This is a genomic window from Streptomyces millisiae, from assembly GCF_031845425.1.
GTDB classification, from domain to species: domain Bacteria; phylum Actinomycetota; class Actinomycetes; order Streptomycetales; family Streptomycetaceae; genus Streptomyces; species Streptomyces millisiae.
In genome coordinates this window covers 1-20,421 of record NZ_JAVREM010000045.1, presented here as the reverse complement: position 1 = coordinate 20,421, position 20,421 = coordinate 1, and the positions used below count along the sequence as shown (strand labels likewise).

Here is a 20,421-nt window from a genome sequence, read left to right as displayed (position 1 = left end):
GAGCCGGCGAGGCCGCCGGTCCGGGTATCCCGCGGCCGTGGCCACGGCGGGAACCGGTCGGCCGGCGACAACATCAGAGGGGTATGAGGAGAGTTTTCGCGCATCCCGGCCCGCTGGTCGCCGTCTCGCTGTTCGTGCTGGTCGGTTGCGGCACCGAGGAGCCGTCCGCGCCGCTCGGCGCGTCGGTCGTCGAGGAGCCGGTCTACGAGGGCACCGCGGTCGGGGTGTTGGAGAGCGGCGACGAGGGGCCGCGGTTGTGCTGGGCGATGATGGAGTCGATGCCGCCGCAGTGCGCGGGCGGCGTCGAGGTGGTCGGCTGGGACTGGAGCGGCCTGGACGCGGAGTCCCAACTGGGCACCACCTGGGGCAGTTACGACGTGGTCGGCACCTGGGACGGCGAGCGGTTCACGCTGACCGAGCCACCCACCGCGCCGAGCCCGCCGCCCGCCCCCGAGGACACCTTCGAGGCCCCCTGCCCTGAGCCGGAGGGCGGTTGGGAGCCGGTGGACCGGGCCCTGGTCGAGGACGGCGCGGCGGGCGAGGTGATCGCCGACGCCTCAACCATCGACACCTACGCCGGCGGCTGGGTCGACGAGCGGGCCGACACCACCATCGTCACCGTCACCTTCACCGACGACCCCGCCCCCTACGAGGAGCGGCTGCGGGAGCTGTGGGACGGTCCGCTGTGTCTGACGACGGCGGAGCGGAACTACGCGGAACTCGTGGCGATCCAGGAGGACCTGGTGGCGGAGTTCCCGGAGGTCGACTCCGCCGGAGTCGACGACACCCGCAACGCGGTCGCCGCCACCGTCCTGGTCGTCACACCGGCCCTGGAAGCGGCCCTCGCCGAACGCTTCGGCGAGGGCGCGGTGGTCCTGGACGGCATGCTCAGCCCGGTCGAGTAGCGGACCGGTCAGCCACAGGTGGGTTGGAGCGCCAGCGCGGTGTTGCTCCCCAGGGTCGCGGTGAACTGGCGGGAGCCGTTGACCGTGACCGGGTTGCCCGTCTGGACGTCGCAGTAGGTGCCGGGGGCCAGCGACGTCTGGTAGGTGCGGGTGAGGGCGGAGCCCTCGTGGTTGATGGCCACGAAACCGCGGTCGCCCCGGCCGAAGGCGATGGCGTCGTTGCCGTTGTCCCACCAGTCGGTGACCGGCTGGCCGTTGGTGGCGTTGCGGAACGCCACCATGGACTCGATCTCCGGCCAGGCGTGCTGGCACTTCCAGCCGTCCTGCCAGCACGCGTTCACCCGACCGTTGTTGGGCGGGCCCGCGTCGTGGTCGGAGAACTCGTAGCCGGAGTGGACGTCCGGCGAGCCGTAGGGCCAGGCGAGCATGAAGACGTTGGCCAGCGTGTAGTTGGCCCCGGAGCGGTAGTTGAGGGTGGAGCCGTTGCGCTCGGTGTCGTGGTTGTCGACGAAGACCGCCGCGGGGCCGTCCGGCAGGTAGCCCCAGCCCTCGCCGAAGTTGCGCAGGTAGGCCAGGTTCTCGTTCTCGAAGACGCGCTTGAGGTCGCGGCCGTAGCGGAACTCCTGGACGTCGCCGTTGCCCAGGTACTCGTTCGGCTGAACGGCCTCACCCGCGCCGTGGATGACCTCCTGCTTCCAGTAGACGTTCGGGTCGTCGAGCAGCGCGCGGATCGCGGCCAGGTCGGCGGCCGGCATGTGCTTGGCCGCGTCGATCCGGAAGCCGGCGACGCCGAGCGACAGCAGGTCGTTCATGTAGTCCGCGATGCGCTGGCGGACGTAGTCCTTGCCGGTGTTGAGGTCGGCGAGGCCGACCAGCTCGCAGTTCTGGACGTTGCCGCGGTTGGTGTAGTCGCTGATGTTCTGCCGGCAGCTGTTGAAGTCCCAGTCGCTGTAGGGGGCGTTCGGGTAGTCGTACTTGGTGTAGGCCGAGCCGCCGGTGCCGGTGCCGCTGCCCGCGGTCATGTGGTTGATCACGGTGTCGACGACGACTCCGACGCCGGCCGCGGCGCAGGTGTCGACCATGTTCTCGAACTGCGCGCGGTCGCCGAGCCGGCTCTGGACGCGGTAGCTGACCGGCTGGTAGGCGGTCCACCACTGGCCGCCCTGGATCTGTTCCTGGGGCGGGGAGACCTGGACGTAGCCGTAGCCGGCGGGGCCGAGCCGCTGGACGCACTCGCGGGCGATGGAGTCGAAGTTCCAGTTGAACAGGACCGCGGTGACGTCCCTGGCGCCGGGCGGCGCGGCCTGCGCCGGGGACGCGGCGGTGAGCGAGACGACGGAGCCGGCGACGGCCAACAGGCCGGCCAGCACCGAGTTGACGAGCCGTCTGGTACGCATGACGCCTCCATGAGGTGGGGGGTGGGCGAGGCAACGCGCCATGCCTGCAAGAACACGTAAGAAACCGCAAGAGATTGCGGTCAGACCGTAGGGGCGACCGCCTGGACGGTCAAGGGCTCGCGCACGACGGGCGAAACCTCACCGTCGCACCCCGGAAATCGGGGCCCGTCTCAACTCGGCTTGTGCGCAAGCTCTTTCGCAAGAGATTTCGGAGTGCTAGCTTGCCCAGCAGCCCCCCGGTCGGTCGAGGGCCCACCGGCCCCACGCGCCCGGCCGACCGGGGGATGTGACCGCCTGGCCGGCGGGCCTCGCGGGTGCCTGGGCCTAGCCGGCCCGCGCCGCCGCGGTCGAGCCGCGGACGACCAGCTCGGGTTGGAAGACGAACTCGGTGCGCTGCACGAGGTTGCCGCCGATCTCCTCCAGGAGGGTGTCGACGGCGGCGCTCGCCATGGCCCGCACCGGCTGCCGGAGCGTGGTCAGCGGCGGGTCGGTGAAGGCGAACAGGTCCGAGTCGTCGTAGCCGACCACGGAGACGTCGGTCGGCACGTCGAGGCCGCGCTGCCGCACCGCGCGGATCGCGCCGAGCGCCATCATGTCGCTGCCGCAGACGATCCCGGTGCAGCCGGCGTCGAGCAGCGCGGCGGTGGCGGCCTGGCCGCCCTCGACGCTGTACAGGGTGTGCCGGACGACGCCGCGCCCGTCGAGCTCGGCGGCGAAGCCGGCGACCTTGCGCTGGACGGGCACGAAGCGCTGTGGGCCCACGGCGAGCCCTATCCGCTCGTGCCCCAGGGCCCGCAGGTGGCGCACCGCGATCCGGGCGGCCGCGCCGTCGTCCGGGGAGACGAACGGCGCGTTGACGCGCTCGTTGAAGCCGTTGATCAGCACGAACGGCACGCCGCGCCCGGTGAGCCTGGCGTAGCGCGCCGGGTCGGCCGTGGTGTCGGCGTGCAGCCCGGACAGGAACACTATGCCGGTGACGCCGCGTTCGACGAGCTGGTCGACGAGCTCGTCCTCGGTGGCGCCGCCCGGTGACTGGGTGCAGAGCACCGGGGTGTAGCCGTGGCCGGCGAGCGCCTGCTCTATGACCTGGGCGAAGGCCGGGAAGATCGGGTTGGTCAGCTCGGGGATGACCAACCCGATGAGTCCGGCGCTGCGTTGCCGCAGCCGCAGCGGGCGTTCGTAGCCGAGGACGTCGAGGGCGGCGAGCACCCGCTGCCGGGTGGCCGCCGCCACGCCCGACTTGCCGTTGAGCACCCGGCTGACCGTGGCCTCGCTGACCCCGGCCTGCTGGGCGATGTCGGCGAGCCGGGCGGTCCTGGCGTCCGGGCCCGGTTCCGTCACTCCCGCCACCAGACGGTGGTGTCGGCCGCCAGGGTGCCTCCCTCGTGGCCGGGGCCGCTGGCCAGCAGCAGGCTTCCGCCCGGGGTCAGGATCTCCGGCAACTCGACCGGCTCGCCCGTGGTGTTGACGGCGCAGACCACCGCGGGCCCCGTTCCTCCCTCCCGCCGGAAGGCCAGCACGCCCGGCGGGGTGGGCAGCCACTCGACACGGTCGCCCGCGCCGAGCGCCGGCTGCTCGCGCCGGATGGCGAGCGCCGCCCGGTACAGCTCCAGGGTGGCGGCGGGGTCGCCGGTCTGCTCGGCGACCGACAGCTTGCCCCAGGACGCCGGCTGCGGCAGCCAGCTGCCGCCGTCGCCGAAGCCGTAGGAGCTGCCCTGGGCGGTCCACGGGATCGGCACCCGGCAGCCGTCCCGCAGGCCGTCCTGGCCGTCGCCGGCCGCGTCGTCGTGGTGGCCGCGCCGGAAGAACGCCGGGTCCTGGCGCGCCTCGTCCGGCAGGTCGAGGACCTCGGGCAGGCCGAGCTCCTCGCCCTGGTAGAGGTAGGCGGAGCCGGGCAGCGCCAGCATCAGCAGGGTGGCGGCCCTGGCGCGCTCCAGGCTGCCGCCGAGCCGGGTGCGGTGCCTGACGACGTCGTGGTTGGAGAGCACCCAGGTGGTGGGGGCGCCGACGGGCCGCATGGAGTCGAGCGAGCTGTCGATGACCCGGCGCAGCTCGGTGGCGTCCCACGGGGTGGTCAGGTAGTGGAAGTTGAACGCCTGGTGCAGCTCGTCCGGGCGGACGTAGAGCGCGGTGCGGTCGGCGTTGGGGGTCCAGGCCTCGGCGACGGCGATCCGCTGGTGCGGGTACTCCTCGAGGATCTTGCGCCAGGAGCGGTAGATCTCGTGGACGCCGTCCTGGTCGAAGAACGGCAGCACGTCGGTGCCGAGCAGCTTGAGCTGGCCCGGGTGGCCCATGTCGGGCAGCCCGGCGGCCTTGATGAGGCCGTGCGCGACGTCGACGCGGAAGCCGTCGACGCCCATGTCGAGCCAGAAGCGCAGCACGGAGCGGAACTCGTCGTGGACGGCCGGGTTGTCCCAGTTGAGGTCGGGCTGTTCTGGCGCGAAGAGGTGGAGGTACCACTCGCCCGGGGTGCCGTCCGGGTTCCTGGTGCGGGTCCAGGCGGGGCCGCCGAAGATGGACTCCCAGTCGTTGGGCGGCAGTTCACCGGTCGGGCCCTTGCCGGGGCGGAAGTGGTAGCGGTCGCGCAGCGGGGAGCCGGGGCCCTGGCGGAGCGCCCGCTGGAACCACTCGTGCTGGTCGGAGGAGTGGTTGGGCACCAGGTCGACGATGATCCGCAGGCCGAGGTCGTGGGCGTCGCGGATGAGGGCGTCGGCGTCGTGCAGGTTGCCGAACATGGGGTCGATGGCGCGGTAGTCGGCGACGTCGTAGCCCGCGTCGGCCTGCGGCGAGGCGTAGAACGGGCTGAGCCACACGGCGTCCACGCCGAGTTCGGCGAGGTAGGGCAGTCGGCTGCGGATCCCGGGCAGGTCGCCCATGCCGTCCCCGTCGCCGTCGGCGAAGGAACGCGGGTAGACCTGGTAGATGACAGCGTCACGCCACCAGTCGGGCCGGCTCGGGGCGCCGGGGCTGGTCGGCTCGGTGCGGTCGGCGAGGTGCTGTGTCATGTCATCCCTGTGTGGTTGGGGACCGGTCAGGACGGTCTCGACGGTGCCGGGTCAGGACTTCGTCGCGCCGGCGGTGAGGCCGGACTGCAGGTGGCGCTGCGCGTAGCCGAAGACGAGCGTGGCGGGCACGGCGATGAGCACGGCGGCCGCGGTCATCAGGTGCCAGTCCTGGGTGTGCTGGTTGACGAAGGTCTGCAGGCCGCCGGCGAGGGTCAGGTTCTCCTCGCCGGTCATGAAGGCGGTGGCGTAGGCGACCTCGGCCCAGGCGGTGACGAAGGTGTAGAAGCCGGTGACGGCCAACCCGGGCCTGGCCAGCGGCATGACGAGCCGCCAGAAGGTGCCGAACGGCGACAGGCCGTCGACCCGCCCCGACTCGTCGATGGAGACCGGGATGGTGTCGAAGAAGCCCTTCATCATCCAGGCGCAGAACGGCACCGCGATGGTCAGGTAGGTGACGACGAGCGCGACGGGCTGGTTGAGCAGGCCGTAGCGCGACATCAGGTTGTAGAGCGGCACGATCAGCACCGCCATGGGGAACATCTGGGTGATCAGCAGGGTCCACATCAGCGGGCGCATGCCCGGGAAGCGGAAGCGGCTGAGCGCGTAGCCGGTGGTGGCGGAGATGAGCACGCCGATGACGGTGGTGACGAGCACGATCAGCACCGAGTTGCCGAACCAGGTGAGGAACTCGGTGTCGTTGACGACGTGGTCGTAGTTGTCGAGCGTGAAGCCGGAGAGGAGCGAGAGCGTGAAGGTGTCGCTCTTCGGCTTGAAGGAGGTGACCAGCAGCCAGAACGGCGGGAAGACCGCGATCAACGCGGCGCCGAGCAGCGTCAGGTGGAGCCCGACCGAGGCGAGCCGGGAGCGCTCGCCGCGCCTCCTTGGCCCGCCGCGCCGCGGGTTCTCGGGTACGCGGGTCGTGATGTCGGGGGCGGTCATGGTCACCACACCTCTCCCTGCCTGCGGAGGGCCCTGCGGTAGCCGATCGCGAACAGCACCAGGAGCAGCAGGATGAGCACGCCCCAGGCGGCCGAGTTGGCGAAGTCGCGCGGGCTGGAGACGAAGGCGAGCCGGTAGGCCTCGGTCACCAGGATGTCGGTGGATCCGGCCGGACCGCCACGGGTCAGCAGGAAGATCACCGGGAACATGTTGAAGGTCCAGATGGTGCTCAGCAGGACCACGGTCATGGAGACGGAACGGACGCCGGGCAGCGTGATGTTGGTGAACCGCTGCCAGGGTCCCGCGCCGTCCATCTCGGCCGCCTCGTACTGCTCGGCGGGGATGGACTGGAGGGCGCCGAGCATGGCGATCAGCATGAAGGGCACGCCGAGCCAGACGTTGACGGCGATGACGGCGACCTTGGCCCAGGTCGGGTCGGAGAGCCAGCTGATGCCCTCGATCCCGGCCTTGTCCAACAGGCTGTTGAGGATGCCGTTGCGCTCGTTGTAGAGCATCCGCCACGCGAAGACGGAGACGAACGCGGGGATGGCCCAGGGCAGGATGAGCGCCATCCGGTAGAGGGTGCGGCCGCGGAAGGAGCGGTTGAGCATCACGGCCAGGCCGAGGCCGATGAGGAACGTGACGCCGACGCAGGCCACGGTCCACACGACGGTCCAGCCGAGCCGGTCCCAGAAGTCGCCGTCCTGGAGGATCCGGGTGTAGTTCTCCAGGCCGACGAACTCGTAGGTCGCCTCGATGGTGTTGACGCCGATGGTGCGCTCGACGTTGGCCTCGTCGGCGTCGGTGAGCGACAGGTAGACGCCGCGGACCAGCGGCCAGCCGATGATCACCCCGATCACGGCGACCACCGGGGCGATCATGGCCCAGGCGTACCAGTAGGTGGCGAGCCGCCGCCGCAGCGGCCCGGGGGCGCGGTCCGCGCCCCGGCCGCGGCGGGGGCCGCGGGCGCGCCCGGCGCCCGCGGCCTCGGGGGCCGGGGCGGCGCCCGGCGCTTTCACGGTGTCAGCAGCCATGGTGTCGGCCCTCCCCGCGCACGTCTCACTGCCAGTCTTCGAGCAGGTCGCGATAGGCGTCGCCGGTGTCGGCGGCCGCCTCCTCGGGCGACGCGGAGCCGGTGAGCATGGCCTCGATGGAGATCTGCAGCGGCTCGAAGAGCGACTGGGCCTGCGGGATCCAGGGGCGCTCGTGCGCCACGTCCACGGCGGGCTTGAAGAACTGCACCATCTCGTTGTCCACGACGGACTGTTCGGCGTAGACCGACTCGCGGGTGGGGAGCAGGCTCAGCTCCTCGGTGATCCGCTGCTGGACGGCGGCCGAGCTCATGTAGCGGACGAACTCGAAGGAGGCCTCGGCGTCCGGGGTGCCGGCGTACACCCCGTAGTTCCAGCCGCCGAGCGGGGCGCCCTGCGCCTGGCCGCCGGCCGGGACGGGGGCGACGCCGAGGTCATCGCCGAGGGCCGCGGTGGCGTCGGCGATGGCCCACGGGCCGTTGATCATCATGGCGATCTCGCCCTCGGCGAAGCCGGACATCATGTTCTCCCAGCCGTCGCTGGTGTCGGTGATGCCGGCGCCGGACTCGATCAGCTCGTTCATCCGGGCGAAGGCGGCGGTGCCGGCCTCGTCGTCGATGGTGACGCGCTGCGCCTCGTCGTCCACCAGGTCGCCGCCCTCGCCGTAGAGGAACGGCAGGAACCAGTAGGCGTCGTCGCCGCGCACGTAGAGCGGGGTGACGCCCTGCTCCTCGAAGGCGGGCAGCGAGGCCTCGATGTCGTCGAGCGACTCGGGCACCTCGACGCCGGCCTCCTCCAGCAGGCTCCGGTTGTAGAAGAGCGCGAGGGTGTCGGTCACCTGGGGGACGGCGTAGGTCTGGCCCTCGTACTGGGTGCTGGCCCACGCCTCGTCGAGGAAGTCGTCCTGGTCCTCGACGGCGGCGGTGTCGTCGAGCGGGTACAGGTAGCCGAGGCTGGCGAAGTCGGCCACCCAGGCGACCTCGGTGCGCATCACGTCGGGCGCCTCGTTGGCGCCGGCCGCGTTCTTGAACCGGTTCTGCGCGTCGTCGAAGCCGATGTTGACGTACTCGACGGTGACGCCCGGGTTCTGCGTCTCGAAGTCCTCGGCGACCGCCTGGAAGACCTCGGCCTCGGTCTCGTTGGAGGTGTCCCAGAAGGTGACGGTGCCGGTCAACTCGCCGCCCGCGCCGTCGTCCCCACCGGAGTCGCCGTCGTCACTGCCGCAAGCCGTTGCGGCAAGAGCCAGTGCCGCCACCACGGCTGTCGTCCCTATGCTGCGCCGCATGTGAACTCCTTCAAGCGTTACGCCCTGTTCGGGGCGGGGCGAACCGCCCCGCTGCGTCGCGCCACTGCGGCGCCGGGCTGGCAGGAACGTAACAGTGAGGCAATGCTTTGGAAAGAGCTTGCGGCAACTTTCTGCAAGAGTTCTGGCGCGGCCGCCTGGCGCCGGCTCACCCGGGCGCGGGCCGATGGCGCGTCAACCGGACGGCGCGCGGCGCGACGCGGTCCGAGGGCTCGCGGTGGGCACCGCTCGCCGCTGCGGGTACAGTCCGGAGCTGTGACCGCACGGCTTGCCGACATCGCAGCCCAGGCGGGGGTCAGCGAAGCGACGGTCAGCCGGGTCCTCAACGGCAAGCCCGGTGTCGCCTCGGCCACCCGCGAATCCGTGCTGACCGCACTCGACCTCCTGGGGTACGAGCGGCCGGCGCGGCTGCAGAAGCGGAGCGAGGGCCTGGTCGGGCTCATCACCCCGGAGCTTGAGAACCCCATCTTCCCGGCGTTCGCGCAGGTCATCTGCCAGGCGCTCACCCGGCAGGGGTACACGCCGGTCCTCGCGACCCAGACGCCCGGCGGATCGACGGAGGACGAGCTCACGGAGATGCTCGTGGAGCGCGGGGTCTCCGGCATCATCTTCATCTCGGGGCTGCACGCCGACACCAGCGCCGACATGGCGCGCTACGAGCGGCTGCGCGGGCACGGGGTGCCGTTCGTGCTCATCAACGGCTTCTCACCGAAGGTGCGGGCGCCCTTCGTGTCACCCGACGACCGGGCGGCGATGCGGCTGGCCGTCACGCACCTGGCGTCGCTCGGCCACCGGCGGATCGGCCTCGCGCTCGGCCCGGCGCGCTTCGTGCCGGTGCGGCGGAAGATCGAGGGCTATCTCCAGGCGATGCGCGGGGAGTTGGACGTGTCGGCCGAGGAGGCGGGACGGCTCGTGGAGCACTCGCTGTTCACCCTGGAGGGCGGCCAGGCGGCGGCCGGCGCGCTGCTCGACCGTGGCTGCACGGCGGTGATCTGCGCCAGCGACATGATGGCGCTCGGCGCGATCCGCGCGGCGCGGCAGCGGGGACTCCCGGTCCCCGAGGGCTGCTCGGTCATCGGCTTCGACGACTCGCCGCTGATCGCCTTCACCGACCCGCCGCTGACGACGATCCGCCAGCCGGTCCCGGCCATGGGCCAGGCCGCCGTCCGCGCCCTCCTGGAGGAGATCGGCGGCACCCCCGCCCCACCCAGCGAGTTCGTCTTCCTGCCGGAGCTGGTGGTCCGGGGGTCGACCGCGGCGGCGCCGTAGGGAGCCTCCGGCGGGACGCCGCGGGTCGCGAGCCGGACGGCGCACCCGCGCGGCGACCGCCCTAGGGGATGGCTACATCCGTGGGACGAGCCGGCGGGGCGAAGACCACACCATGGGATGATCGGTGGGCCGGGGGCGCTCTGGCAGACTGTGTGCCCATGGGGGCAAGCGGCGTCACGGTGAAAGAAGAGCAAGAGCAAGTGGAAGCGGCCAAGCCCGTGACCGACCGGTCGGCAGTGGATCCGGCCGCGCGCCCGAGACACCTGACCCGGCTGCGCGTCCCGCACCGCCCCAGGCTCTGGTTCGAGCTGCTCCTGATCGCCGTCAGCTACGGGATCTACTCCGTCATCCGCAACGCCGCCCCCACCCAGGTGGACGCGGCACAGCGGCACGCCCGCTGGATCTGGGACCTCCAGGGGCACCTCGGCCTCGACTTCGAGCTCGCGGTCAACCACGCCCTGGCGGGCGTGACCTGGCTGATCGTCGCCCTGAACTACTACTACGCCACGCTCCACTTCGTGGTGACCCTGGCTGTGCTCGCCTGGCTCTTCCGCAGCCATCCCGGGCGTTACGGCGCCACCCGCCTGGTGTTGTTCGCCACCACGGGCGTGGCGCTGGTCGGCTACTACTTCTTCCCGCTGGCGCCGCCCCGGCTGATGGAGGGCATGGGCTTCATCGACACGGCGGCCGTCCACCAGACCTGGGGCTCGCTGTCCACCGAGGGCACCGCCATGGCCGAGGTGTCCAACCAGTACGCGGCGATGCCCTCGATGCACATCGGCTGGTCGCTGTGGTGCGGCCTCACCCTCGCCGTGCTCGCCAGGCCGCTGTGGCTGCGGATCCTCGGCGTGCTGTACCCGGCCTTCACGCTGCTGGTGATCGTGGCCACCGCCAACCACTTCTGGCTCGACGCGGTCGGCGGCATGCTGTGCCTGGCCTTCGGCTACCTGGTCTCCCGGCTCTGGTACGGCCGTTGGTGCTACCGGCTGCCGCGCCGCGTGCCCGCGGAGCCCGCGGCCCCCGACGAGCCCGCGGCTCACCCCTCGTAGAACAGCCGCTCGACAACGCCCCTGGCGCGCCGCGTGGTGCGCCGGTAGTCGTCCAGCATCCGGCCCGCCTCGCCCGGCTCGTAGCCCAGGTAGCGGGCCACCGCCGCCGTCTCGCGCGAGTCGCTGGGGAACGAGTCGAGCGGCCGGCCGCGCACCAGCAGCACCGCGTTCCGCACCCGGGACGCCAGCACCCACGCCTCGTCGAGCACCGCCGCGTCCTCCTCGGACAGCAGGCCGGCGGCCCGGGCGGCCGCCAGCGCGGCCCTCGTCCTCGTGGTGCGCAACGCCGGCACCGCGGCGCCGTGCCGCAGTTGCAGCAGCTGGACCGTCCACTCGACGTCGGACAGGCCGCCCCGGCCGAGCTTGGTGTGGGTGGTGGGGTCGGCGCCGCGCGGCAGCCGCTCCGACTCCATCCGGGCCTTGAGCCGGCGGATCTCGCGCACCGGCTCGTCGCCGAGCCCGTCGGCCGGGTAGCGCAGCGGGTCGACGAGCTCGACGAAGCGGGCGCCCAGGTCGGCGTCGCCGGCCACCGGCTCGGCCCGCAGCAGCGCCTGGCTCTCCCAGACCAGCGACCAGCGGCGGTAGTAGGCGGCGTAGCTGGCGAGGGAGCGGACCAGCGGGCCGTTGCGGCCCTCCGGGCGGAGCGTGGCGTCGATCAGCAGCGGCGGGTCGATGTTCGGCAGTTGCAGCAGCCGGATCATCTCGTTGGCGATGGTGAACGCGGCCTTGGCGGCCTGCTGTTCGTCGGCGCCCTCGCGCGGCTCGTGGACCAGGATCACGTCGGCGTCCGAGCCGTAGGCGAGCTCGTGGCCGCCGAACCGGCCCATGCCGATGACGGCGATCCTGGTGGGCGGCTCGGCGCCGTCCGCCGTGGCGGCCGAGGTGGCCGCGCGCAGCGCGGCGGCGATGGCGACGGCGTTGATGTCGGTGACGGCGTCGCCGACCCGGTCGAGCACCGCGCCCGGGTCCTCGACCGCCGGGCCGCCCTCGGGCGGGAAGGCGTCGATGATGTCGGCGGCCGCGGTGCGGAACAGCTCGCGGCGGCGGATGCCGCGCGCCGCGGCGACGGCCTGCTCGGGCGAGTCGGCCCGGCGGACCGCGGCCAGCGTCTCCTGGGTGAGCGCGGATCGTTCGCGGGGGCGAAGGCCCGCCGGGTCGCCGAGCAGCGCGACGGCCTCCGGGGCCCGCAGCAGCAGGTCGGGCGCGAAGCGGCCGGCGGACAGCACCCGGGCCAGGTTCTCGGCCGCCGCGCCCTCGTCCCGCAGCAGCCGCAGGTACCAGGGGCTGCTGCCGAGCGCGTCGGACACCTTGCGGAAGTTGAGGAGCCCCGCGTCGGGGTCGGCCGAGTCGGCGAACCGGTCGAGCAGCACCGGCAGCAGCGTCCGCTGGATCGCTGCCTTGCGGCTCACGCCCGAGGCCAGCGCCGTGAGATGACGCAGCGCGGCGGCCGGATCCCCGTACCCCAGGGCTTCGAGCCGCTCCCGGGCGGCCGCCTGACCGAGCCGCACCTGCCCCTCACCGCCGAGCCGGGCGACGGCCTCCAGCAGCGGACGGTAGAACAGCTTCTCGTGCAGCCGGCGGACGGCGGCGGTGTGCCGGCGCCACGCCGCCGTCAGCTCCTCGACCGGCTCGCCCAGGAACCCGAGGGAGCGGCCGAGCCGGCGCAGCTCCACCTCGTCGTCCGGCATCAGGTGGGTGCGGCGCAGCCGGTGCAGTTGGAGCCGGTGCTCGACGGTGCGCAGGAAGCGGTACGAGGCGTCCAGCGAGGCGGCGTCCTGCCGGCCGACGTAGCCGCCGGCGGCCAGGGCGGCCAGCGCGTCGAGCGTGGTGGCGTGCCGCAGCTCGGCGTCGGTGCGGCCGTGCACGAGCTGGAGCAGTTGGACGGCGAACTCGACGTCGCGCAGCCCGCCGGGGCCCAGCTTCAGCTCCCGCTCCGCGTGCGCGGCCGGGATCGACTCCTCGACCCGGCGCCGCATCCGCTGCACGTCGGGCACGAAGTTCTCGCGCTCGGCGGCCCGCCACACCAGGGGCGCGACGGCGGCCTGGTACTCGGCGCCGAGGTCGGGATCGCCGGCGATCGGCCGGGCCTTGAGCAGCGCCTGGAACTCCCAGGTCTTGGCCCACCTGCGGTAGTACGCGAGGTGGCTTTCGAGGGTGCGGACGAGCGGGCCGTTGCGACCCTCGGGCCGGAGATTGGCGTCGACCTGCCAGATCGTGCCCTCGGCCGTGGTGTCGGAGCAGATCCGCATCATGCGGGCGGCGAGCCGGGTCGCGGCCTGCAACGCCGGGCCCTCCTCGGTGCCCTCGGTGGGCTCGGCGACGAAGATCACGTCGACGTCCGAGACGTAGTTGAGCTCGCGGCCGCCGCACTTGCCCATGCCGATGACGGCCAGCCGGCAGGCGGCGGCGTCGGCCGGCGCCTCGCGCTGCGCCATGGCCAGCGCGGCGCGCAGCGTGGCGGTGGCCAGGTCGGCCAGCTCGGCGGCGGTCTCGGCGAAACCGGTGGTGCCGGTGATGTCGCGGGCGGCGATGGTGAGCAGCGCCCGGTAGTAGCGGACCCGCAGCGTGTCGGGGTCGGTCGCGGGAGCCAGCGCGGTCTCGAACTCGGCGGTGCCGGGGTGCAGGTCGGCGGTCTCGAAGGCGACCAGCGCCTGCCACTCGTCCGGATGCCTGGCCAGCCGGTCGCCAAGCCCCTCGGAGGCGCCGAGCACGCCGAGCAGCCGGTCGCGCAGCGGCTTGGCGGCGAGCAGCGTGTCGAGCAGCGGCGCGCGCTCGCCGGCGGGCAGCGACTCGACGAGGCGGGCCAGCGAGCGGAGCGCGAGATCGGGGTCGGCGGTGGCGCCGAGCGCGTCCAACAACGGGCCGTCGGTGGCGACGGGGCGCAGCGGGGGGCTGTCGAGCAGCTGCTCGGCGGTACGGGGGTCGGTGAAACCCCGACGCAGCAGTTGCCCGAAACGACTGTCGCGTCGCCCCTCGACCGGCACGGTTCGTCCCCTCTGCGGTGTCTGACTCGCTGCAGCCTTGAGCGTACGCTTCCGCCGCGGCGGGGTTCCTCCCCCCACGTTCTCGCGCGGTGCGCGAGGTTGTGCCGCCACGCTCGGCGGCTGCGCCGCCGGGCACCCGGGCGCTTCGCGCCGGTTTTCCCCGCTACGCGTGCGGTGGGCAGCCTATTCACGCGCTACGCGCGGCGGCGGCGGATCGTCGCGCCCAGCCAGACCAGCGGGTCGTACTTGCGGTCGGCGGCCCGTTCCTTCATCGGGATCAGCGCGTTGTCCGTGATCCGGATCGACTCGGGGCACACCTCCGTGCAGCACTTCGTGATGTTGCAGTAGCCGAGTCCGTGCTCCTCCTGCACCGCCCGCGCCCGGTCGAGGCCGGTGCGGTCGGCCTCGTCCAGCGGGTGCATGTCGAGCTCGGCCATCCGCATCAGGAAGCGCGGCCCGGCGAAGGCCGGCTTGTTCTCCTCGTGGTCCCGCACCACGTGGCACACGTCCTGGCACAGGAAGCACTCGATGCACTTGCGGAACTCCTGCGACCGCGCCACGTCCTCCTGCCGCATCCGGTACTCGCCGGGGCCGAGGCCCTCCGGCGGCACGAAGGACGGGATCTCGCGGGCCTTGGCGTAGTTGAAGCCGACGTCCGTGACCAGGTCGCGCACGACGGGGAAGGTCCGCAGCGGGGTGATGGTGATCGGCCGGCCCGGCTCGAACGTCGACATCCGCGTCATGCACATCAGCCGTGGCCGGCCGTCGATCTCCGCGCTGCACGAGCCGCACTTGCCGGCCTTGCAGTTCCACCGCACCGCGAGGTCGGGCGCCTGCGTCGCCTGGAGCCGGTGGACGACGTCGAGGACCACCTCGCCCTCGTGGGCCTCGACCGTGAAGTCCTCCAGGGCGCCGGACTCGGCGTCGCCCCGCCACACCCGCAGCCGTACCTCGCTCATCGGCCCGTCAGCTCCTCGTCCGTCAGGTACTTGGCAAGCTCTTCCTTCTCGAAGAGGTCGAGCAGATCGGGCCGCATCGGCGGCAGTTCGCGCCGCGTCAGCGCGGCCCGGCCGTCGTCGCCCAGCGCGCACAGCAGGTTGATCCGCCGCCACGACCGGTCCATGGTCGGGTGGTCGTCGCGGGTGTGGCCGCCCCGGGACTCGGTGCGCTCGCGGGCGGCGAGCGCCACGCACTCGCTGACCAGCAGCATGTTCCGCAGGTCGAGAGCCAGGTGCCAGCCGGGGTTGTACTGCCGGTGTCCCTCGACGCCGACCCGTTCGGCGCGCCGCCGTAGCTCGGTGAGGCGTTCCAGCGCCTGGGCCATCTCGGACTCCCGGCGGATGATGCCCACCAGGTCGTTCATCGTCTGCTGGAGTTCCTGGTGGATGGCGTACGGGTTCTCCGGCGCGGCGCCGGCCGGCGGGTCGAAGGGCCGCACCGCCTCGGCCGCCGCCGCGGCCACCGCCGCCTCGTCGGCCACCGGCCGTCCGCCGGCCGGCAGGCCCGCCGCGTGGCGCGCCGCGTGCAGTCCGGCGCGGCGGCCGAAGACCAGCAGGTCGGAGAGCGAGTTGCCGCCGAGCCGGTTGGAGCCGTGCATGCCGCCGGCGACCTCGCCGGCGGCGAAGAGCCCCGGCACGCCGGTGGCGGCCGCGGTGTCCGGGTCCACGTCGACGCCGCCCATCACGTAGTGGCAGGTCGGCCCGACCTCCATCGGCTCGCGGGTGATGTCCACGTCGGCCAGCTGCTTGAACTGGTGGTGCATGGACGGGAGCCGGCGGGTGATCTCGTCGGCGGTGAGCCGGCTCGACACGTCGAGGAAGACCCCGCCGTGCGGCGAGCCGCGGCCGGCCTTGACCTCGGCGTTGATGGCCCGCGCCACCTCGTCGCGCGGCAGCAGCTCGGGCGGCCTGCGGTTGTGGTCGGGGTCGGCGTACCAGCGGTCCGCCTCGGCCTCGTCCTGCGCGTACTGCGCCTTGAACACCTCGGGGACGTAGTCGAACATGAAGCGGCGGTTCTCGCTGTTGCGCAGCACGCCGCCGTCGCCGCGCACCGACTCGGTGACCAGGATCCCCTTCACGGACGGCGGCCAGACCATCCCGGTCGGGTGGAACTGCACGAACTCCATGTTGACCAGCGGCGCCCCGGCGAGCAGCGCCAGCGCGTGCCCGTCCCCGGTGTACTCCCAGGAGTTGGAGGTCACCTTGAACGACTTGCCGATCCCGCCGGTGGCCAGCACCACGGCCGGCGCGTCGAGGACGAAGAACCGCCCGGTCTCGCGCTCGTAGCCGAACACGCCGGCCACCGCGCCGTCCCGGGTGAGGACGCGGGTGACGGTGCACTCCTGGAGCACCCGGAGCCCGGACTCGTAGTCGCCGGTCTCCCCGAAGTCCCGCTGCTGGAGGGCGACCACGCGCTGCTGGAGGGTGCGGATCAGTTCCAGACCGGTGCGGTCGCCGACGTGCGCGAGCCGCGGGTACTCGTGGCCGCCGAAGTTGCGCTGCGAGATGCGGCCGTCGGCGGTGCGGTCGAAGAGCGCGCCCCAGGTCTCCAACTCCCAGACGCGGTCCGGGGCTTCCCTGGCGTGCAGCTCGGCCATCCGCCAGTGGTTGAGGAACTTGCCGCCGCGCATCGTGTCGCGGAAGTGGACCTGCCAGCCGTCGCCCTCGTTGACGTTGCCCATGCTGGCCGCGATGCCGCCCTCGGCCATCACGGTGTGCGCCTTGCCGAACAGCGACTTGCACACCACGACGGTGCGCAGGCCCTGTTCGCGCGCCTCGATGGCCGCCCGCAGGCCGGCCCCGCCCGCGCCGACGACCACGACGTCCCACGACTGTCGCTCCACAGTGCTCACTTGGGCTCCTCGGCTCCTTCGCTCGGTCGTGGCTAGAACAGCCTGGGGTCGGAGAACGCGTCGACGGCCAGCAGGTACACGTAGAGGTCGGTGACCGCCAGGCTCGTCAACGAGGCCCAGGCCAGCGCCATGTGGCGGCCGTTGAGCCGGCTGACCAGGGTCCACAGGCGGTAGCGGACCGGGTGCGCGGAGAACGTCTTCAACCGGCCGCCGATGATGTGCCGGCAGGAGTGGCAGGAGATCGTGTAGCCCCACACCAGCGTGATGTTGACGACCGCGAGCACCGTGCCGAGCCCCATGTGCCCCCACTCGTAGTGCTCGTCGCGGAAGGCGAGCACCGTGTCGTAGGTGAGGACGACCGCGATGGCGGCGGAGGCGTAGAAGAAGTACCGGTGCGCGTTGTTGACGATCAGCGGGAACCGCGTCTCGCCCGTGTAGCGGCGGTGCGGCTCGGCCACGGCGCAGGCGGGCGGCGAGCCCCAGAAGCCGCGGTAGTAGGCCTTGCGGTAGTAGTAGCAGGTGAGCCGGAAGCCGAGCGGCAGGGCGAGGAAGATCAGCGCGGGGGACAGGCCCCACCAGTCGCCGAACAGCGCCCAGTTGGGGCCGCCGCGCATCTCCGCGCAGTTCTCGGCGAGGCAGGGCGAGTAGAACGGCGACACGTAGGGCGCCGCGTAGTAGTCGGCGTTCGCGAACGCCCGCCAGGTCGCGTAGCCGACGAACGCCAGCAGCGCGGCGACGGTGACGGTGGGTCCCAGCCACCAGCGGTCGACCCGCAGATGCCGCTGGGCGATCGCGGCCCGCCCGGCCTGGCCGGCCGGTCCGGACCTGTCGGTCGTGGATTCGGTGCTGGCCACGGGTCCTCCCGGGAGGTGGGGGCTCGTCAGGTGGCGGGCGTGCCGGGCGCGGGGCCGCGTCGCGTGCCCAGGCCCTCGTCGTCGGCGTCCACCCACAGCCGGTCGTCGTAGGGCGTGTCGGGCACCTGGACGAGGTCGGGGGGCACGGGCGCCTCGGCGGGTCGGGCGGCGGCCGCGGCGGCGAGCAGCGCCAGGCTCTCGCGCAGCCGGTCGGCGTCCCCGCGCAGCCGGCGGGTCTCGATCCCGGGGCCCAGGGCGCGCTCCAGGCGCAGCACCCGCTGGGTCAGATCCTCCACGCAGCGGTGCGCGGCGGATAACTCCTCGTGCAGTGACATCGCTTGCCACCTCCATCGGTGGGGCATCACCGGCCGATGCGAGTGTGACGCGAGACACACCCGGTTGGGAAGAGGGCGTCGTGACCCGGCTGCTCCCATCGGGTGGCCTGGGCCCGGCGGACGCCGTGTCGCGCCGCTCGGCCGGCGCCTCTCCCCTTTCAGTGGCCTCAGTGGCGCGCATACATGTGATCAGCGCACCGGTGAGCCGGAGGTAGGGCATGTCAGGAGGGTCGACGAGACGGGGGAGACGGGCGCGAGGGACGGCCGTGGCGGCGCTCGCGGCCGTCAGCGCGCTGGTGGCGCCCCTCCTGCTGGCCGGGTGCGGCGGCGAAGGCGACGAGGACCAGGCCGCCGCCATGGGCGCCCAGTCGGTGCCGAGCGTCGGCCGCGCCGAGCTGGAGTCGGGCGGCACGGTCCGCTGGGCCGTCGACGCCCTGCCGGCCACGCTCAACACCTTCCAGCCCGACGCCGACCGGGTCACCGACCAGGTCGCCGGCGCCGTCCTGCCGATGCTGTTCACCGTCGACGCCACCGGCCGGCCGCAACTCAACACCGACTACCTGAGCTCCGCCGAGATCACCGAACGCGAGCCCAAGCAGACCGTCGTCTACACCCTCAACCCCGACGCCACCTGGAGCGACGGCGAGAAGATCGGCGTGGCGGACTTCGTCGCCCAGTGGCAGGCGCTGCGCGGCGAGAACGAGGACTTCCGCCCGGCCCGCAACGCCGGCTACGAGCGCGTCGAGAACGTGCGGAAGGGCCCGGAACCCGGCCAGGTCGAGGTTGTCTTCGCCCAGCCCTACGCCGACTGGCGCGCCCTGTTCTCCCCGCTCTACCCCCGCTCACTGACCACGGACGCCAAGCGGTTCAACGAGGACAGCCGCACCGAACTCCCCGTCTCCGGCGGACCGTTCACGCTCGCCAAGGTGGACGAGAAGGCCGCCACCATCACCCTGGAGCGCAACGACAGGTGGTGGGGCGACCCGGCCCTGCTCGACAGCCTCGAACTGGTCGCCGTGGAGCACGGCGAACGGCGCGCCGCGCTGGCCGCCGGCACCCTCGACGTCGCCGAGATCGCCCCCGCCGACGCCGAGGGCCTGGCCCCGGCGCACGGCGGCCCACCGGCCGCCGACGACAAGCCGGCGTCCGAGGGCACCGACGACGGCGAGGGCATGAACGGCCTCGCCGTGCACCGCGCCTACGACGCCGCCTACACCCAGCTCGCCCTCAACGGCACCTCGGGGCCGCTGGCCGACGAGCGGGTCCGCTGGGCCATCGCGCGCGCCGTCGACCGCGCCGAACTCGCCGAGGACGTGCACACCCCGGCCGGCCTGCCCGTCAAGCCGCTCGGCAGCCACCTGCGGATGCTCGGCCAGGACGGCTACCGCGACAACAGCGACGCGCTCGGCGAGAGCGGCGCCGAGTCGGCCGCCGAACTGCTCGACGAGGCCGGCTGGCAGCAGCCGGCGGGACCGGCGGCCGAGGACGGCAAACCGGGCGCGGCCGTGGCGGCCCCGCTCGGCGCCGGCTGGCCGGCGGCCGAGCAGCGCGCCGCGCTGCTGCGGCAGGCGGCGGGCGCGCAGCGGGCCCAGGGCCTCGACGAGCCGGCCGACGCCACCGAGGACGACGCGGCCGAGGCGGCGGCCGAGGCCGAGGAACTCGCGGACCGCGCGGCCATGCCGGTGCGGACCAGGGACGGCGCCGAGCTGCGCCTGAGGTTCGTCCTGCCGGACGGCCCAGGCGCCGAACAGCTGCGGGACGTGGCCGGCCGGATCGGCGGAATGCTCGCCACCGTCGGGATCCGCGTCGACTACGAGACGGTCGCGGCGGACGCCTTCTTCGCCGACCACATCCAGCCGGGCGACTTCGACCTCACCCTCTACTCCTGGCCGGCCACCGCCTACCCGGCGACGGACGCCCGCCCGCTGTTCGCCAAGCCGCGCCCGGCGCCCGGCGGCGAGCTCACGGTCGAGCAGAACTACACGCGGGTCGGGACCGACTACATCGACCAACTCCTCGACCAGGCGGCCGGCGAACTGGACGAGGAGGAGCAGGAGGAACTCCTCAACAAGGCCGACGCCCACATCTGGGCCGCGGCCGGCTCCATCCCGCTCTACCAGCGCCCCCAACTCGTCGCGGCCCGGGACACCCTGTCGGGCGCCGGAGCGTACGGTCTGGCGACGCCGCGCTACCAGGACATCGGCTACCGGTCCGCTACGCGCTCGACGTAGGCCGGCGGCGTCGCTGCGCGCTTGGCCTTGGCCGCCGGCCGCCGGCCCGACCAGGCGGCGTAGCCGCCGAGGTTGGGCCTGCGGCCGTGCTGGCCTGGCGGCCGTGCTGGCCTGGCGGCCGTGCTGGCCTGGCGGCCGTGTCGGCCTGCGGCCGTGCCGCGCCCACCCACCCGCCCTTTGGCGGGTGGCCTCGCGCGGCACGGGCCGCGTGGCCCGGCGGCGCAGCCGCCGCGGGCCCACGGCCCTGGCGGGCCGTGCATCGCGTGAC

At 73.0% G+C, this 20,421-nt stretch carries 15 protein-coding genes; 4 read left to right on the top strand and 11 right to left on the bottom strand.

All coding sequences use genetic code 11. The features are described from left to right. The first annotated feature begins 83 nt into the window (after positions 1-83). A complete protein-coding gene (locus RNC47_RS25455; RefSeq protein WP_311601917.1) occupies positions 84-905 on the top strand; it encodes a hypothetical protein in 822 nt (273 codons plus the stop codon). 8 nt (positions 906-913) lie between these two features. Here the strand turns inward: RNC47_RS25455 and RNC47_RS25450 are convergent, their stop codons facing one another. The 6 genes from RNC47_RS25450 to RNC47_RS25425 form a co-directional block, all read right to left on the bottom strand. Next, entirely contained in the window at positions 914-2,302 is a 1,389-nt protein-coding gene (locus RNC47_RS25450) for an alpha-amylase (protein ID WP_311601916.1), read from the bottom strand. 324 nt (positions 2,303-2,626) lie between these two features. Then, entirely contained in the window at positions 2,627-3,655 is a 1,029-nt protein-coding gene (locus RNC47_RS25445) for a LacI family DNA-binding transcriptional regulator (RefSeq protein ID WP_394814874.1), read from the bottom strand. Next, the gene (locus RNC47_RS25440; RefSeq protein ID WP_311601914.1) at positions 3,640-5,307 is read right to left on the bottom strand and encodes a glycoside hydrolase family 13 protein; all 1,668 of its coding nucleotides are present in this window, start codon (positions 5,305-5,307) and stop codon (positions 3,640-3,642) included. The genes RNC47_RS25445 and RNC47_RS25440 overlap by 16 nt, the downstream gene beginning before the upstream one ends. A 51-nt stretch (positions 5,308-5,358) precedes the next feature. Then, complete coding sequence (locus RNC47_RS25435; protein WP_311601913.1) at positions 5,359-6,246, bottom strand: sugar ABC transporter permease; 888 nt, start codon at positions 6,244-6,246, stop codon at positions 5,359-5,361. A gap of 2 nt (positions 6,247-6,248) precedes the next feature. Continuing rightward, complete coding sequence (locus tag RNC47_RS25430) at positions 6,249-7,280, bottom strand: carbohydrate ABC transporter permease (RefSeq protein WP_394814872.1); 1,032 nt, start codon at positions 7,278-7,280, stop codon at positions 6,249-6,251. Between the two features lie 25 nt (positions 7,281-7,305). Further along, entirely contained in the window at positions 7,306-8,562 is a 1,257-nt protein-coding gene (locus tag RNC47_RS25425; protein ID WP_311601912.1) for an extracellular solute-binding protein, read from the bottom strand. A 273-nt stretch (positions 8,563-8,835) separates the two neighbouring features. On the opposite strand from RNC47_RS25425, the gene RNC47_RS25420 reads away from it, so the two are divergent. Together RNC47_RS25420 and RNC47_RS25415 are read left to right on the top strand one after the other, a co-directional pair. Next, positions 8,836-9,849 (top strand): LacI family DNA-binding transcriptional regulator, encoded by a 1,014-nt coding sequence (locus RNC47_RS25420; protein WP_311601911.1) that lies wholly within the window; start codon positions 8,836-8,838, stop codon positions 9,847-9,849. 158 nt (positions 9,850-10,007) lie between these two features. Beyond that, positions 10,008-10,898, top strand: coding sequence for a phosphatase PAP2 family protein (locus RNC47_RS25415; protein WP_311601910.1), 891 nt, complete (start codon positions 10,008-10,010; stop codon positions 10,896-10,898). On the opposite strand, the gene RNC47_RS25410 is transcribed toward RNC47_RS25415, so the two are convergent. The 5 genes from RNC47_RS25410 to RNC47_RS25390 form a co-directional block, all read right to left on the bottom strand. Beyond that, positions 10,886-13,882 (bottom strand): bifunctional [glutamine synthetase] adenylyltransferase/[glutamine synthetase]-adenylyl-L-tyrosine phosphorylase, encoded by a 2,997-nt coding sequence (locus RNC47_RS25410; protein WP_311601909.1) that lies wholly within the window; start codon positions 13,880-13,882, stop codon positions 10,886-10,888. The two genes, RNC47_RS25415 and RNC47_RS25410, sit on opposite strands and share 13 nt — an antisense overlap. A gap of 194 nt (positions 13,883-14,076) precedes the next feature. Continuing rightward, positions 14,077-14,841: a succinate dehydrogenase/fumarate reductase iron-sulfur subunit gene (locus tag RNC47_RS25405; RefSeq protein WP_311601908.1), complete on the bottom strand. Its 765-nt coding sequence runs from the start codon at positions 14,839-14,841 to the stop codon at positions 14,077-14,079. Further along, positions 14,838-16,733 carry a fumarate reductase/succinate dehydrogenase flavoprotein subunit gene (locus RNC47_RS25400; RefSeq protein ID WP_311601907.1) on the bottom strand — a complete coding sequence of 632 codons (1,896 nt, stop codon included), beginning with the start codon at positions 16,731-16,733 and terminating at the stop codon, positions 14,838-14,840. Before RNC47_RS25400 ends, RNC47_RS25405 begins: the two co-directional genes overlap by 4 nt. 32 nt (positions 16,734-16,765) lie before the next feature. Continuing rightward, a complete protein-coding gene (locus tag RNC47_RS25395; RefSeq protein ID WP_311601906.1) occupies positions 16,766-17,587 on the bottom strand; it encodes a hypothetical protein in 822 nt (273 codons plus the stop codon). A gap of 26 nt (positions 17,588-17,613) precedes the next feature. Next, positions 17,614-17,922: a hypothetical protein gene (locus RNC47_RS25390; protein ID WP_311601905.1), complete on the bottom strand. Its 309-nt coding sequence runs from the start codon at positions 17,920-17,922 to the stop codon at positions 17,614-17,616. 266 nt (positions 17,923-18,188) lie between these two features. On the opposite strand from RNC47_RS25390, the gene RNC47_RS25385 reads away from it, so the two are divergent. After that, entirely contained in the window at positions 18,189-20,153 is a 1,965-nt protein-coding gene (locus tag RNC47_RS25385; protein WP_311601904.1) for an ABC transporter family substrate-binding protein, read from the top strand. Positions 20,154-20,421: the final 268 nt, after the last annotated feature.

Excerpts from the sequence above, each read along its gene's own strand:
- RNC47_RS25430 (WP_394814872.1), bottom strand. The coding sequence starts at position 7,280 with ATGGCTGCTGACACCGTGAAAGCGCCGGGCGCCGCCCCGGCCCCCGAG.
- RNC47_RS25435 (WP_311601913.1), bottom strand. The coding sequence starts at position 6,246 with ATGACCGCCCCCGACATCACGACCCGCGTACCCGAGAACCCGCGGCGC.
- RNC47_RS25390 (WP_311601905.1), bottom strand. The coding sequence starts at position 17,922 with ATGTCACTGCACGAGGAGTTATCCGCCGCGCACCGCTGCGTGGAGGAT.
- RNC47_RS25405 (WP_311601908.1), bottom strand. The coding sequence starts at position 14,841 with ATGAGCGAGGTACGGCTGCGGGTGTGGCGGGGCGACGCCGAGTCCGGC.
- RNC47_RS25425 (WP_311601912.1), bottom strand. The coding sequence starts at position 8,562 with ATGCGGCGCAGCATAGGGACGACAGCCGTGGTGGCGGCACTGGCTCTT.
- RNC47_RS25455 (WP_311601917.1), top strand. The coding sequence starts at position 84 with ATGAGGAGAGTTTTCGCGCATCCCGGCCCGCTGGTCGCCGTCTCGCTG.
- RNC47_RS25415 (WP_311601910.1), top strand. The coding sequence starts at position 10,008 with ATGGGGGCAAGCGGCGTCACGGTGAAAGAAGAGCAAGAGCAAGTGGAA.
- RNC47_RS25440 (WP_311601914.1), bottom strand. The coding sequence starts at position 5,307 with ATGACACAGCACCTCGCCGACCGCACCGAGCCGACCAGCCCCGGCGCC.
- RNC47_RS25450 (WP_311601916.1), bottom strand. The coding sequence starts at position 2,302 with ATGCGTACCAGACGGCTCGTCAACTCGGTGCTGGCCGGCCTGTTGGCC.